Below are 14,468 nucleotides of genomic sequence, written 5' to 3'. Positions count from 1 at the left end.
AATGCCTGGCGGCGATCACGAAGGGGGCGTCGTGCGGCTGACGATCGACACCGAGACGGACACTTACGAGCAGGCGATTGCGGCGGTGCAGGCCGCCTACGGACTGCGTCCCGTCACCCCTGGCGACTGGCCGGAACCACCACCGGTCGACCCACGTCCCGGCCCGCAGGACCTGGGCGACGATGACATCGGGGACGGCTGGAGTGAGCAGGCGCTCTTCCGGGTGATCGCCTCCCTGATACCCGGGGCCCGCGCGGCGCTGCGACGGATCACCGACCTGGGCGGCACCGCCTCGTTCGACGAAGTGCAGCAGTACTTCGCCGACCATCCGACCACCCCGATCACGAAGGCGAAGATCGGCGGGACCCTCACCAGCATCCCGGCGGTACAGCGCCGCGTCGGCCCGGCCGGCTCTGCCCGGCTGCTCCAACGGGACGAGCGGGCCCGGCTCTACAACATCGACCCGGCACTGGTGGAAGGGCTCCGGCGGGCCTTCGCGATCGCCGATGCCCGCCCCGACCTGCTGCGCGGTGAACCCACCGCACCCGTCACCTGACCCGGCCGCACCACTGCCAGCGATCCCAAGTAGCCGGGTTGTTCCATACCGATGGCTTCCTCAGTGAGCGGACCGCAACGGGTCCTGTCGGGTGAGGCAGGCGAGAATGCCCACCAGGACGATGGCTGCCGTGATGAGCGGGGCGACCAGGGAGTTCGCGGGGTACAGGATCCAGGCCCATGGCTCGGGGCGGCCGCCGCTTCTCCAGCCGGCCGCCGCGCACAGCAGGGGCACGATGGCGACGGTGACAGCCGCGATGCGGTGGCCGAGGAAGGGAAACAGCAGCAGCGCCAGGCCGACGTATCCGGCGATGTTGCGCCCCAGCACCAGAGCGATGCTGTCGGCCCCCAGGGCGTAGCAGAGGGCTGCCACCCCCGCCCCGGTGGCGGCGACCGCCGAGCCGAGTGCGGCGTCCCACCTGCGAACGGGGCGGCAGGCGACGCCTTCGGTGCGCAGGTCGCCGCGTCCCATGCCGTGGAGCAGCATCACCGCCGGCAGCAGGGTGATGAGGTGGCCGACGAGGAAGTGTCCGGACTGGCCGGTCAGCACGGGCACGGGGAGTTCGGCGTTGCCCATGAGGAGTCCCACCGCATTGGTGGCGGCGACGGACACGCCCAGTGCGGGAACGGCGCGGGCTTTCAGCCACCAGTTCATCCGTGGCTCCCGTTGATGTCCAGTTGGGGGGTTGTGTTGCAGGATCGCATGGCGCGGGTGTTGCGCTCGTACCAGTCGAGCTGGACCTGTCGGGACTGTTTGAGGACGTGTTGGGCCAGGGCCAGTTCCGGCGGTGCGACCCGGTTCGTGAGGGTCCGGGGCGAGGCGCCGGCGGTCAGGGAGAGCCACGCTCCGACGGGGCCGTAGGCGTCAGCGGCCGGGTAAGGTTCCCCGTTGTCCGCGCAGGCAGGGGATTGTGGAAGGAGCCCTGCCGCCACGCCTGTGGGCACACCGAGGGCACTGATGCCGGGCCCGATGGCGAGCTTGGTCTCGTCGGGGCCGGGTCGGTCGGCCATGGTCAGGGTTGCGGGCACCGCGACGCCGGCCTGGCGGAGCCTTGCGACGGCCTTGCGTGACTCGGTGCGGACCATGTCGGCTCGCTGGTCCATCTCGGGCCACAGGCAAATGCGGGGCTGCCCGTGGTCGCACACCAGGTCGCTGGTCGGGCGGGAGGTCACCGGGTCGGCACCCATGCCGTGGGCGGAGGCGGCACCGCCCGCGAGCCCTCCGGCGAGCAGCGCGGCCGCGGCGACGACGGCGGGAGCGGACTTTCGGTACTGGATCAGTACGGCGGCGGACAGGCAGACGCCCGTACCGAATGCTCCCGCGCTCACCAGCGCCCATACGTCCAGGCTCTGGTCGAGCACACAGCAGTCCTGTAGTCCTCCGCCTACGAGGTGGCGGATCCACACGATGCTCCAGGAGACCGGGTAGGCGTTGGCGACGAAGCTCGCGATCAGCGTGACCGGCACCGCGACGATCGGAGCCCACAGACGGCCCAGAACGAAACCGACCAGGGTGTTGGCCGCGAGCAGCACCGCTTCGACCGCGAGGATGCCGGGATTCGGCATGCCGAAGCCGACGTCGGCGGCGGCCGCGGATACGAACAGGGCCGCCGTCATGCCGACCACGCCCATCACGAACACCGGCAGCAAGAGGGGGAAGGCGATGGCAAGTGGCGAGCGGACCGCGTTCTGGTCGGAGATGCGTGCGCGCCTGAGTCGGCTTCCCTCCCAGGCACCGGCTCCGGCACACGCGGGGCCCACGAAGGACAGGGCCAGGCTCGCGGTGCCGGTGGCGGAGAGCCAGTAGTGGGGTGTGACCCACTCGGACAAGTTGTCCCCGAGGGCTATGACGATGAAGCCGGCCAGAAACGGCAGAAGGCGGGTGCCGGACGAGACGCGGACGAGGGTACGGAGCAGCACGGGTCAGATCTCCTCGCCTACGAGCTGGGTGTAGGCGGCTTCCGCGCGCTCGCGAGGGCCTTGGGCGTTGCCGGCGTTGTCGGCCATGGCGTGGAATTCGGTGGTGGTGCCGTGGAAGCGCACCGTTCCCCGGTCCAGGACGACCACGTGCTGGTAGAGGTCGGCGAGGTCTTCGGTCTGGTGGGTGGAGACGACGATGTGCACGTCGTCGGCGAGCTGTTCGAGTAAGGACCGGAAGACCTTGCGCTGGGTGGGGTCCAGGCCGGCGGTCGGTTCGTCCATGAGGATGAGCTCGCTGTGGTGGGTGAGGGCTCCGGCGATGCCCATCCGGCGCAGTTGGCCGCCGGAGACCTGGTGGCTGCGGCGGTCGGCGAGCTTGTCCAGGCCGACACGGCCGAGCGTGGTGGCCGATGCCTTCCAGGCGTCAGTGCGGTTCATGCCTTTGAGCCAGCCGGCATACGCGACTTGCTCCCGTACGGTCAGGCCTGGTACGGGCGTGATGTGCTGCGGCAGCCAGGCCACGGCCTTCCGGTACGCCGTCACGTCCTTGCGGGCCGCGGGGCTGCGGCCCTTCCAGGTGACAGTGCCGTCCAGGGGCTTGAGCTGGGAGGCGGCCAGCGCCATCAGCGTGGACTTCCCCGCCCCGTTCGGGCCGAGCAGCACCGTTGCCGTGCTGCTGACGCGAAGGTCGAAGCTGTCGAGAACGGTCGTCTTCCGGTTGTACCGGAAGGAGACACCGCGGAATTCCAAGGCCATGAGCCGCACAATCCGCCGCCAGGGGTGACCCCGAGGAGGCTGTAGTGAGGAGCGGAGCGGGAGGTGCCCGGGCGCAGGCAGAGCCCGCCTGCGCCCGGGCACCTGTGAAGACGTGCCGTACTGTCTTCGGGTTCTAGTAGGCGATGACCACCTTGTTGGCGCTCATGGTGCCGCCCGTGGTGAAGCTGAAGAGCTCGAAGTAGTACTTACCAGACGACTGGTCCCCCCAGGCGGACTTGCCGCAGCTGTTGCTGCGGGTGCCCTTGTCGTCGTCGGGCAGCAGGTCGCGGTTCTTCCACAGCTTCAGGTTGGCCTTCTGGAAGCCGTTGGCCCCGTCGGTGTGGCAGCCGCTGAGGGTCACCGAGGTGCTGACACCGTCGGTGTTGTTGTCACTCCAGCGGGAGGACTCGTTGCCGGGGTGCCAGCCGGTGAAGTACGTGGTGCGGCTGCCCTCGGCATGGGCCGGGACCGCGCCGGCGAATCCCAGCAACACGGCCCCAGCGACGAGACCAACGGCTTTCCGGTGCATGTGCATTCTTTGCTCCTGTGTCCTGCGCATGACATGAGCCATGCAGGCATGACGGAGGAAGCACCTTTCGCATTCCCCCCGGATGCAGCGCTGTCGTGCTCGCGATCGCTGCACGAACATATATCCACATCTCCGATTCACAGCGATGATCGCGCTGAATAACGACCAAAAGCGTGCGAGTGTCGCACTGCTTTTCGCATCGTTCGAATCCACTCGTAAGCGACCGCATCGCTCGACCGAAGAGGTGGATGCCGCATCCATCCAGGTCGCACGCGTGAGCGAGTCGCAATCCGAGACCGCCCCGAGGTTCAGCCGCTCTCCGTAATGCTCACGCGGACCCCTGCAGCCACAATGGCCGAAAACGCACAGTCATCACATAGTTACAGTACAGAACCAGGCGTGCCACCAGACAAAGCCATCAGCCCACCAGTCGCCGACTGCAACCTGGGCCGGGCCCGGCAAGACGCAGGAAGCATCTCCGAGCCGGGCCCCGCACCAGTTCACCTACCGCTCGCCCCGCGAGCCTCACCTCTGCGGTACAGCCCAATGCACCCCCGGCGTCCAGCTCGAACGTGGCGCACCTAAAAGGTGGCCGATAATAAGCGAAAATGACCGGATCTTATAGTGTGATATTTAATAGTGAATTAAACAACTGATTTCCCGGCAACTCGGTGCCAGCGCAATGCCCGGCGCGCCCGGACAGACGTTGGTGTAGCCGGGAATGCTGGCCTTGATGCGCTCGAGTTCGCGTACATCAGAGATGCCCTGGAAGTAGTAGCGGGGGGTGAAGGGGCCTCCAGGCAGTGGGCCTCCTCGTCGGTGAGGTCGAGATCGAGGAAGGCGACGACGGGGTTGTGGGCAGCCGGACCACGGCCTGTCGTCACGCACCACGGTCAGGAGGGCCGATCAGGTGAGCCGAGCACGCCACGCTCGCACAGCTGGGCGAGACCCACTCGGAGAGGTTGTCGCCGAGGGCGATACACGGGCTCCGGGCCCGACCGAGACGGCGTACCCCATGCCGTTCTGGCACGCCCCACGGAGGCGAACGTCCCATAGCTACCGCATCTTGCCGGGCATCTCAGCAGGCCATGGGTGAGGCGTCCCGCAGTGTCGCAATGTATCCGAATTCACAGACGCGGATGCGGATTGGCCAGCAATCTCTGTGGTGCAAACCGGGGCGGCGCGGGACGGCCCGCGCCGCCCTCAACATCGACGGGGAAGGAAACAACATGCGCAACACGAAGAGCGGGGCTCTGACGGCACTGGCCGTAGGTGCCGCGTTGGCAGTTGCCGTGCCCGCCACTGCGGATGCCGCTGTGTCCGCTCCTCAAGGACGGACACAGGCGCGGGTCGCGTGCCCGAGCGGTTTCGTGTGCATCTACCCGAGCATCAACTTCGGTGGGCAGCCGTACGTCAAGCGCGCCTCCGATGGAAGCGTCAAGCACCTGCCGGACTACATCCGCAGTCAGGGAAGTTCCGTGATCAACAACTCCGGCAGGACCGCTCGGGTCTACCAGAAAGACAATTTCCACGGCCGCCGCGTCTGCGTGGGACGTAACGGCGGCTCCATCCACGACCTCCGCTCGTACCAGCTCAATGACTCAACGCACTCTCTCAAGAACAACAACACTGCCTGCGGCGGCTAAAAGCCTGTTACGAGGCTGAGCGCAGGCCAGCACCTGAGCAGGGCCAGCAGGTGCTGGCCCTGCGGTGAGGCCGCGACTGTGTATGCGGGTGACGGCCTGGAGCGAGGGCAGGCCGTCACCACCCTGCCGACAGTCGCGCAGAATCTCGCAGCACTTCATCCGTCAGAAGACGTGGTCCACCCGGGCACGGGCCACGGACCCGTTCGACTAGAGCGCGTTCCCGGGGTTGAACAACTGCTGGCTGTTCGTTCTCGTGAATAGAGCCGCATGGTGCTCGTCGGCGTCCGTAAGGTATGGGCAAGGGCAGTCCTAGGGGATCCGTGGGCACAGGTGATAACGGGGGTACGGTGCGGGCCGATGTGGTGGTCCTGACCGCGCTGGAGGTCGAGTACCGGGCGGTGCGCGCCCATCTGGAGGATCCGCGTCCGGTTCAGGCGGAGCGGGGCGCGGTGTTCGAGCTGGGGGTGTTCCGCGAGGGGGCCGGGGAGCGGAGGGGGTCGCCATCCATATGACGGGGCCGGGGAATCCGGGTGCCGGGGTGTCGGTCGAGCGGGCGGCGGCGCTCTTCGCGCCCCGGGCGGTGCTGTTCGTGGGGGTGGCGGGCGGCGTCAAGGACGTCGCGCTGGGCGATGTGGTGGCCGCCGACGCGGTGTACGACTACGAGACCGGCAAGGACACCGAGTCGGGTTTTCTGCCCCGGCAGAAGACCTATCAGTCCGCGTACGGGCTGGTGCAGCTGGCCCGGCTGGTGGCGGCGGCCGACGCATGGCAGCGGCGGATCCGCCCGGGCGACGACGCGCCACGCCCCCGTGCCCATGTCAAACCCCTCGCGGCGGGCGGCCGGGTGGTGGCGCACCACCGCTCGGACGTCGGGCTCAGGCTTGCCGCCAGTGCAGGTGACGCGCTCGCGGTGGACATGGAGGGCTTCGGCTTCCTCGCCGGCGCGTATGCCAACCAGCAGCTGGACGCGCTGGTGATCCGCGGCATCTCGGACCTGCTCGGCGACAAGGGCGAGGCGCACGACGAGCGCTGGCAGCCGGCGGCCTCCCGGCACGCGGCCGCCTTCGCCTTCGAACTGATCAGCCGCATCCCGGCGGCGGGCCCTGTGGCGCATGTGCGGGATGAGGGGCTCGGCAAGCCGATCGGACGGTGGGATCCTCACGACTTGGAGGTCCATCCCGCCGGAACCGCCACCGTCTCAGCCGGCTCCGGTGCCAGGGCGCAGCGGGCGCTGCCCGGCTATGTGCGCCGCGGCCGTGATCAGGTCCTGGCCGATGCCATCGACTCAGCTGCGCCTTCGTCATCGGCCGGCGACACGACCCCAGCCGATGGCGACGATGACCTGACAACTCCTGCAGCAGGAGAGCCCGGGCAAAATCAGCGATCGGCGGGGATTCGGCAACGAGCCAGGCGTTCGCGGCGACGGGTCCTGGTGGGAACGGGAACGTTCCTGACAGCGTTGGGAGCCGCGCTAGCCACGCAGTTCGTGACTCGGCTCGACCAAGGCATCGGTGACGATGCGCCGCCCGCACCGCTTACTGCCCGCGCTGATCCCTTAGGTTGTCCTCCTCTCTACGCGCTGCCCAGCCAGCTTTCCGTGGCTGACATACAACGGAAGGTTGATGAGATGACTGATGGCAACGAGCAAGCCATGATCGAGCGCTGGGACAGGTTCGAGGCGGGCTTGCACAAGATTGGGGCTGACCGCCTGATCGAGGAGCTTGATCTGGTGGTGCGCAGTTCCTTGAGCGACGACGTCGTGCTCAAGCGGATCCGCATCGAGGTCGTCGAACGGACGAAGGTCACCCCCGTGCCATCGTTCGTGATTCCTGGAGGGTGCGGTGACCTCCCCGAACATCACTACCTCGTTGACCTGGACGACACCCAACCCCGCCTGTCACCGTCTGCCTTCTCATACACCGTCCACAAGCGAGACACCGTACGTATCCGTTTGAAGTTCCAGTCAAAGCAAACAGATTGTCGCTGGCGACTGCACCTGGACTGGGATGGCCCGCAGGGCGCCGAGACCACCACCCTTCCCGGCACCGAGGGCACCTATCGCACCTTCCCCGCAGACGAGGACGATGCCGATGCTATAGCCCCTGGCGGAGGAGAGATTCCCACCGACTTCCCATCCAGGTGATACACAATCTCAGGCGTTAAGTCCACCAGTGAGCCACTTCCCCCCTTGTGCCCGAGTTGAGACTACTGGGTCGAGTTCACCAACGCGCCTGGGGTGGCCTCCCCTACCGCTACAGCGTGCCCCTCCCTCCTTAAGCGACATCATCGCAGGTGGGAAGTGTTGGGAGTGGCCGGTGCCGCAGGACGTGGTCGAGGCCCTGGAGCCGCAAACACAGGAACAACCAGTCCCGACAATCCAGTATGTCGATGCCTATGGACTGCTTTGGGAGCGGAAGGGCGGCCATCCTCCCCGCCAGATGGTCACGATCGCAATCACACCTGATAAGGGATTCACCATCTCCTGACCGGGGCTCTGCCTGGAGCCTGACACCTCCTGACTGAGTTCCCCTCTCGGACATGGGGACCTTATCCGGCGCCCACACGGAGGGCACCCGACCGGCTCCCGTCGGGCCGGCACGGCGGCCGCAACCAACTGGCGGCGGCCACAGTCTTGATCCGGTATGGGAGTACCTACGTTGCGGCGCCGGGCGGAACGGCGCGGTCTGCGGCTGTGGCCGGTCGGCACCGTGCTCGTGCTGAGCTTCACCACTGCGGTGCTAGTGGCCGCCGCGGTGTTCTACACCGGATGGGACCTGCTCGGCGCCCGCGGGCTCAGGCCCGAACACCGCATCGACTCAAAGACGCTGTTCGACTTGGTGAAGTTGTCCTTCGGAGTGGTCGCCGGAGCCGGCGCCCTAGTCGCTCTGGTCGTCGCCTACCGGCGCCAGCGTGTCGACGAGGACGGCGCCCTGCGTGAGGCCACCCGCCTGCACACCGAGCGCTTTACTACCGCTGTCTCTCAGCTCGGCGACGAATCCGCCGCCGTCCGCCTCGGCGGCGTGCACGCCCTGGCCGGCCTCGCCGACGACGCCCCCACCCGCGACCTGCGCCAGACGTGCATCGACGTCCTGTGCGCCTACCTTCGCCTGCCCTACACTGCCGATACCGATCTACCTGACGATGACGCGGAAGCCCGACTTGGTTACCTGGCTAATCGCGAAGTGCGCCACACGATCATCAGAGTCATCGCCGACCGTCTCCGCTTGCCTCGCCAGCACCCTCGCTCGTGGCAAGGACATGATTTCGACTTCACGGAAGTCGTCTTCGATGGAGGAGACATGTCGGCTGCAACATTCTCCGGCGGCATAGTTGACTTCAGCTCGGCCACATTCGCCGGTGGCAAGTTCAACTTCACCTGGGCCAGATTCTCTGGTGCCGCGGTCTATTTCAACGGCGCGAAGTTCTCCGGCGGCGAGGTCTATTTCAACGGCGCAAAGTTCTCCGATGGCGAGATCCAATTCAACAAAGCAGAATTCTCCGGGGGCAGAGTTCTCTTCACCGATGCGAAGTTCCTCGGTGGCGAGGTCGACCTCATCAACGCAGCGTTCCCTCACGGCGTCGTCGACTTCACGATGGCGACGTTCGAAGGTAGTAGTACGGTCAACTTCATCTCGGGAACCTTCTCCGGAGGCAACGTCGCGTTTCGCTTCGCTAAGTTCTTGGGCGGCAAGGTGGACTTCGGCTTGGCGACATTCTCCGGGAGCGAGGTCACGTTCGAGGGTGCGAGATTCTCCGGGAGCGATGTGCACTTCGACAACGCCACGTTCTCAGGGGGCGAGGTGGATTTCAGCAACGCGACCGGCTCTGCACCGTCTGGCCTGGTTCTAGCAGGTGTGTCCCCCATGCCGACCGGACTACTCCTACCCTCAACCTGGTCAAACTGACACAGTTACCGGCATAACTGTGACAGTGCCATTGGCTATGTACGCGAGTTCCTCATGTACATAGCCACCCAGCTTCTCCTTCTATTTCGGCTCGGTCGGCAAGACGGTTTCCCGCAGGTGCCGACTGGTGCGCACGGAGTTTTTGAATCAGATCCGGAGCGAGCTGGGCGAAGGCCAGCACCCGCCAGGCGAAGGGCTGAGGATCCGGCGGCTGCCTCAGGAAGGATCGACCGAAGCGATGAAGAGCCGCCCGATACCGTCGGGCGGCTTACCCATACGCATGAGCATCACGCGGGTACCGCCCGCAGTGAGAAGGCAGACGGCCGCTCCGTCAGCGGCCTGTGCCGTGCCCGTGTATTCCGTGCTGACCGTGGAGCACCGCCGCGCGTCCAGCGCCTTCGTCGCGTTGGGCAGCACACGCAGGGCCCCTGGTTGAGTGCCTCCAGCCCGTACGAGAACCGCGCCTCTTTCGGATCCGCAATGACGTCAACATCATCTGCTGCGCTGATACCCCAGCTGTCGGCGTCGAAGGCGGCAGCCTGGGCCAAGCTGAAGATGCGGCATGACCCCTCGCAGCCGACGCCGTACTCCGTCCTTGCCCACGCCAGCGCACGTTCGGTCATCTCCCCGCGGCTCTCGCCCGAGGCGTCCTGCAGGTGGCTCCCGCCCGGGGCGTCCCGCGGTAAAAGGAGGAGAGTGACGGCCGCGATCAACACCAATACCGTGAGAAAGGCGAAAAGCATCAGCATGCCCCTGTCCGGGAAGCGGGCCGTGATGCCGTTCGGAGCTGGGACACCCTGAGGGTCCGCGGGCACGCTGTCCGGCGTAACTCCGGATGCCTGACGAGCATCGGAGGGCTTGAGCCCCTGATGCTGGCGGCGCCCGCAGTAGCCGCGGTGCCTCCGCTAGGCCGGTCCGCCTCCTTGGCGGAGGTAACGCGATCCCTCCCGGCACGTGATGACGGCGCGGCGCCTTCTGCCGCTCTCTTTGAGAGCCGCGCTGCTGCGGATGCGCGCACCGCGCTGACCTGCGTTGCCACATCGGGAACGGAGTGCTTGCCGGACGCGGCGTCCTCCTTCTGCAGCCGGCCCGCCGCGAGTACGAGAACCGCGTCAGCAACCTCGACCAGTAACCAAGATCATCCCGTGCCGGGTTTCTGGCGTATCTGGGTCATGCCCCAACACCAACCACCAGGTCCTCGACGGCGTACTGCTGGAAACCTGCCACGACGCCGTCCAGGTCTGGGACATCCCGTCATCCTGCGGCACACGGCACAGACTCCTGCTGACCAGTTCGTCGCGGACTGGGCTGCCCAGCACGCCGCGACGACCGCTGGCACCAGTGCTCCGGTCCGCGCCGTGGCTGAGCTCGCCGATCACGGGCGCCACGGCGCCAAAGCCACAGAGATCCGAGACCTTCGGCTCGTGACCATCGACCGCCCGGACATGTGCCTCGCCATCTGCGCGAAGAATCACCCAATTCCCTCGCTCGCCCCGCTTGCCATCCGTGTTGGCTTTCCCGTCAGGCAGTGGTCATGACCGAAGCACGCAACACCAGTGGAGTGGACCTGGCCCGGGTCGCACTGCACCAAGCCCGAGAAGCCGCCAAGGCACGCGGTGAGGCCGGAACGCGGAAGACGAAGCGGCGGACCCGGTCCTCGACCACGCCCCGGGAGCGGCGCCGGCACACGTGCGGCAGCCCGTCCGGGTCCGGGTGATGGGGGGTAGCGCCGAGGTAAGCCCAGAAGCCGTCAGAACTTGATCTTGGTCCCGGTCGGATGGGGGCCGTCACCCATTCGGCTGAAGGTCGTTGGTAATGGTACTGACTGAATCTGGGCCTGGGGCGGGACTTTGACCTCGATCGAGCGGACCGCTTACCCGCGGTTCAAGCGGCTGATCACCGCGCATGAGCTGCACTTGTTCTTCGCGCCGACGCGGGAGGAGGCGGCGTGGGCCGCCGAGCGGATGGACTCTGACGGCCATCAGCTCGCGTTGCTGCTGGCGCTGAAGTCGTATCAGCGGATGGGGCGGTTCCCGAAGCCGGACGAGTATCCGGAGATGGTGGTCGACTTCGTCCGCCGTACGGTCGAGCTGCCGGAGGGCACGCTCCCGTTGTACGAGACGGGCCGCACCGCTGAGCGTCAGCGTGCGGAGGTGCGCCAGCGGGTGGGGACGAAGTACCAGCAGTCCCAGGCCCGGCAGATCGCTGAGGCGGCGATCCGCAAGGAGGCCGCGTCGAAGAATCGGCCCGCCGACCTGATCAATATCGCGCTGGAGAAGGTGGTGGCGGCCGGGCTGGAGCTACCGGCGTTCTCTACTTTCGACTTGATGACCTCGACGGTCCGCACCGAGGTGAACGCCTCGATCTGCCGCGGCATCCACGACCGGATGAGTGCCGTCCAGCGGGCGGGGCTGCTGCGTCTGCCGGAAGAGCGCGACAGTGACGGAACGACGCAGTTCAACCGGCTGAAGCAGACCGCGCAGGCTCCGACCTGGTCGCACTTCAAGCGCTTGTGTATGCGCCTGGAGTGGCTGGACGCGCTCGGCGACAGTGCGGTGTGGGTGGACGGAGTGGCCGCGCCGAAGGTCACCGACTTCGCCGGGGAGGCGGATGCGGCGGACGCCTCCGAGCTGCGGGACTACGCAGCCGTCAAGCGGGTCGCGCTGCTGGCCTGCCTGGCCCACAAGGCGCGGATGCGGGTGCGGGACGACCTGGCGACGATGTTCTGCAAGCGGGTCGCCATGAAGATCAAGAAGGCCAAGGAGGAGTTGGAGGAGATCCGGCTCGCCGAGCGGGAGATCGTCGAGAGGCTGATCGGGAACTACCGCACCGTGCTCAAGAACCTCGACGCCGACGGCCCTGCTCAGGAGGCGCTTGAGCGGGCGGCGGCGATGAGCGCCGAGGCGGTCAGGGCCCTGGACGGGCTGGATGAGGCGGCGCCGGCGGAGGAGGTCGCCCGCCGTCTGGGCGGAGACATCTCCCCGGCCGTGCTCGCCCTGGTGCAGGCCCAGTTGGTGCAGGCCGGGGGCCTGGGGGCGGTCACCAGGGCGGTGGAGGGCTTCGGCGGGTTCGCCGGGCAGTACGAGCAGATCGAGAAGGTCTCCGCGCATCACGGCAACTTCTGGGAGGTGCTGCTGTACGGGCAGATCGGCCGGGACCGGTCGGTGATGTTCGACCTGGCCGAGAAGCTGGAGTTCACCGCGACGTCCGAGGACGGGCGGGTCTGGACGCGCTCGCGCACGCGATGCGCAACGAGGGTGCCCGCGGTGAGTACATCAGCGCGCTCGGCGAGGATGGCAGGCCGGTCGACATCTCCTTCGCCACGCAGAACTGGCGCAAGGCCGTGCTCGACAGGACGCGTCCGAGGCGGTTCGTGCGCAAGTACTTCGAGGCGATGGTCTTCACCCACCTCGCCGAGGAACTGCGCACGGGAGACGTCGCGGTGGTGGGCTCGGAGGAGTACGCGGACTGGTCCACACAGCTGCTGGCCTGGGAGGACGTCCAGGACAAGCTCGCCGACTACCTGGTGGATGTCGGGCTGTGCGAGGAGGGCGAGACCGGCGGCTTCGACGGGGCGTCCTTCCGCCGGCAGCTGGAGGACAAGCTGCGGTCCGCCGCCGCGGCGGCGGATGCCGGGTATCCGGACAACGAGGGCCTGGTCATCGACCCGGCCACCGGCATCCCCTCCCTCAAGGCCCACCGCTCGGAGGGACAGCGGCCCTCGGCGAAGCGGTTGGAGCAGGAGGTCAAAGCGAGGATGCCGGAACGCACTCTGATGGGGATCGTGGCCCGCACCGCGTACTGGGTGGAGTGGTGGCGCCGCTTCGGCCCGCCCTCGGGCCACGACCCGAAACTCGCCGACCCATTCGGCCGCTACGTGCTCACCACCTTCGTCAAGGGCACCAATATGGGCCCGTACGAGGCGGCCAAGCACATCCCCGGGATCTCCGGGCACGAGCTGTCGTACACGGCGAACCGGCACTTCTCCATCGCGCTGCTGAACAAGGCCGTCGCCGACCTGGTCAACGCGCACGCCCGCCTCGACATCTCGCAGGCGTGGGGCGACGGCACCGCCGTGGCCGCCGACGGCACCCACATGGACACCTACCTCAACAACCTGCTCGCCGAGACGTCCGTCCGGTACGGGAAGCCGGGTGGCATTGCGTACCATCACATCTCAGATACTTATATTGCGCTTTTCACCCATTTCATTCCATGTGGGGTGTGGGAGGCCGTCTACATCATCGAGGGCCTGCTCAAGAACGCCTCCGAGGTCAGACCCACCACCGTGCATGCAGATACGCAGGGCCAGTCGCTGCCTGTCTTTACCCTTGCGCACCTGCTGGGCTTCGACTTGATGCCCAGGATCCGGAATTGGAAGGGCCTGACCTTCTACCGGCCGAGCAATCAGAGCGAGTACGTGCACATCGACGCCCTGTTCGGCGAGCCGGGCAAGAACGTCATCGACTGGGACCTGATCGAGTCCCAGTTCCGGCACCTGATGCGGGTAGCCGTCTCCGTCCGCGAGGGCGTCATCTCCTCGGCGACGCAGCTCAAGCGGCTGCGGTCGGGGTCGCACAAGAACGCCACCTACACCGCGTTCCGCGAGGTCGGCCGCGTCATCCGCACCGTGCAACTGCTGCGGTATCTGACGGACGCCCCACTTCGCCGACGGGTGACGGCGGCGACGAACAAGGTCGAGTCCTTCAACCGGTTCTCCCAGTGGGTCGGCTTCGGCAACCAGGGCGTCATCGCCGACAACGACCCCGTCGAGAAGGAAGGTCATGCGCTTCAACTCTACGGGGGACTCGGACACCCAGTTCCGGGACTACAGCATCAGCGGCGGGCAGGACCTGCCGGAGGACGTCCAGTACGACGTGGACCGCGTCGCCGACGTGGTCGAGGCGGGCTTCACGGGCCCGGTATGGCGCCAGATGGCCGATGAGCTGTACGCCTACGCGTTTACGCCGCTGCGCGCGGCGATGCGCCGCACCGACAAGCTCATGGACCTGACCGCGAAGTCGAAGACGCCTCTGTCGATGACCGACAAGGACCGGTCCACGCTGTACCGCAGCGCCCCGGACCGCGAGCACCTCACCATCCTGACGATCAGCGTCGCGATGGAGACCTTCCCGCAGCGGCTGAAGCTGGGCGGGT

The 14,468-nt window shown here is 67.0% G+C and carries 13 protein-coding genes and 1 pseudogene; 8 read left to right on the top strand and 6 right to left on the bottom strand.

All coding sequences use genetic code 11. From position 1 onward, the window contains the following. Positions 1 to 31 precede the first annotated feature (31 nt). Positions 32 to 556: a hypothetical protein gene (locus ABD329_RS38660; protein ID WP_198276818.1), complete on the top strand. Its 525-nt coding sequence runs from the start codon at positions 32 to 34 to the stop codon at positions 554 to 556. 60 nt (positions 557 to 616) lie between these two features. Here the strand turns inward: ABD329_RS38660 and ABD329_RS38655 are convergent, their stop codons facing one another. From ABD329_RS38655 to ABD329_RS38640, 4 genes are all read right to left on the bottom strand, one after another. Next, positions 617 to 1,210 (bottom strand): hypothetical protein, encoded by a 594-nt coding sequence (locus tag ABD329_RS38655; RefSeq protein WP_198276819.1) that lies wholly within the window; start codon positions 1,208 to 1,210, stop codon positions 617 to 619. Continuing rightward, complete coding sequence (locus ABD329_RS38650; protein WP_198276820.1) at positions 1,207 to 2,475, bottom strand: DUF7224 domain-containing protein; 1,269 nt, start codon at positions 2,473 to 2,475, stop codon at positions 1,207 to 1,209. The genes ABD329_RS38655 and ABD329_RS38650 overlap by 4 nt, the downstream gene beginning before the upstream one ends. A gap of 3 nt (positions 2,476 to 2,478) precedes the next feature. Continuing rightward, positions 2,479 to 3,231 carry an ATP-binding cassette domain-containing protein gene (locus ABD329_RS38645; protein ID WP_198276821.1) on the bottom strand — a complete coding sequence of 251 codons (753 nt, stop codon included), beginning with the start codon at positions 3,229 to 3,231 and terminating at the stop codon, positions 2,479 to 2,481. A 133-nt stretch (positions 3,232 to 3,364) separates the two neighbouring features. After that, on the bottom strand, positions 3,365 to 3,766 hold the full coding sequence (locus ABD329_RS38640) for a hypothetical protein (RefSeq protein ID WP_344317603.1): 402 nt from the start codon (positions 3,764 to 3,766) through the stop codon (positions 3,365 to 3,367). Between the two features lie 1,223 nt (positions 3,767 to 4,989). On the opposite strand from ABD329_RS38640, the gene ABD329_RS38635 reads away from it, so the two are divergent. The 5 genes from ABD329_RS38635 to ABD329_RS38615 all read left to right on the top strand — a co-directional run bounded on the left by ABD329_RS38635 (position 4,990) and on the right by ABD329_RS38615 (position 9,311). Further along, positions 4,990 to 5,406, top strand: a complete 417-nt coding sequence (locus ABD329_RS38635) for a peptidase inhibitor family I36 protein (protein ID WP_198276823.1) — start codon at positions 4,990 to 4,992, stop codon at positions 5,404 to 5,406. Positions 5,407 to 5,726: 320 nt separating this feature from the next. Next, positions 5,727 to 5,918 (top strand): hypothetical protein, encoded by a 192-nt coding sequence (locus ABD329_RS38630; protein WP_198276824.1) that lies wholly within the window; start codon positions 5,727 to 5,729, stop codon positions 5,916 to 5,918. Between the two features lie 26 nt (positions 5,919 to 5,944). Then, positions 5,945 to 7,549 carry a 5'-methylthioadenosine/S-adenosylhomocysteine nucleosidase family protein gene (locus ABD329_RS38625; protein ID WP_344317602.1) on the top strand — a complete coding sequence of 535 codons (1,605 nt, stop codon included), beginning with the start codon at positions 5,945 to 5,947 and terminating at the stop codon, positions 7,547 to 7,549. Positions 7,550 to 7,721: 172 nt separating this feature from the next. Continuing rightward, positions 7,722 to 7,892, top strand: a complete 171-nt coding sequence (locus ABD329_RS38620) for a hypothetical protein (RefSeq protein ID WP_198275299.1) — start codon at positions 7,722 to 7,724, stop codon at positions 7,890 to 7,892. A gap of 228 nt (positions 7,893 to 8,120) precedes the next feature. Beyond that, positions 8,121 to 9,311 carry a pentapeptide repeat-containing protein gene (locus ABD329_RS38615; RefSeq protein ID WP_309142604.1) on the top strand — a complete coding sequence of 397 codons (1,191 nt, stop codon included), beginning with the start codon at positions 8,121 to 8,123 and terminating at the stop codon, positions 9,309 to 9,311. Positions 9,312 to 9,527: 216 nt separating this feature from the next. Here ABD329_RS38615 and ABD329_RS38610 read toward each other — a convergent pair whose 3' ends face one another. Continuing rightward, the gene (locus tag ABD329_RS38610; protein ID WP_198275297.1) at positions 9,528 to 9,728 is read right to left on the bottom strand and encodes a hypothetical protein; all 201 of its coding nucleotides are present in this window, start codon (positions 9,726 to 9,728) and stop codon (positions 9,528 to 9,530) included. 1,433 nt (positions 9,729 to 11,161) lie between these two features. Between ABD329_RS38610 and ABD329_RS48370 the strand changes: the two are divergent. Beyond that, positions 11,162 to 11,590, top strand: a pseudogene (locus tag ABD329_RS48370) (DUF4158 domain-containing protein); the annotation flags it as partial. 830 nt (positions 11,591 to 12,420) lie between these two features. Here the strand turns inward: ABD329_RS48370 and ABD329_RS38600 are convergent. Further along, positions 12,421 to 12,552 carry a hypothetical protein gene (locus tag ABD329_RS38600; protein ID WP_281404597.1) on the bottom strand — a complete coding sequence of 44 codons (132 nt, stop codon included), beginning with the start codon at positions 12,550 to 12,552 and terminating at the stop codon, positions 12,421 to 12,423. Between the two features lie 3 nt (positions 12,553 to 12,555). Between ABD329_RS38600 and ABD329_RS38595 the strand changes: the two genes are divergently transcribed. After that, positions 12,556 to 14,256: a transposase gene (locus tag ABD329_RS38595; RefSeq protein WP_246618163.1), complete on the top strand. Its 1,701-nt coding sequence runs from the start codon at positions 12,556 to 12,558 to the stop codon at positions 14,254 to 14,256. The last annotated feature ends 212 nt before the right edge of the window (positions 14,257 to 14,468 follow it).

The organism is Streptomyces javensis (genome assembly GCF_039525925.1).
Taxonomy (GTDB): Bacteria; Actinomycetota; Actinomycetes; order Streptomycetales; family Streptomycetaceae; genus Streptomyces; species Streptomyces asiaticus.
The sequence above is the reverse complement of the archived record's forward strand: the minus strand, read 5'-3'. Positions and strand labels throughout refer to the sequence as shown.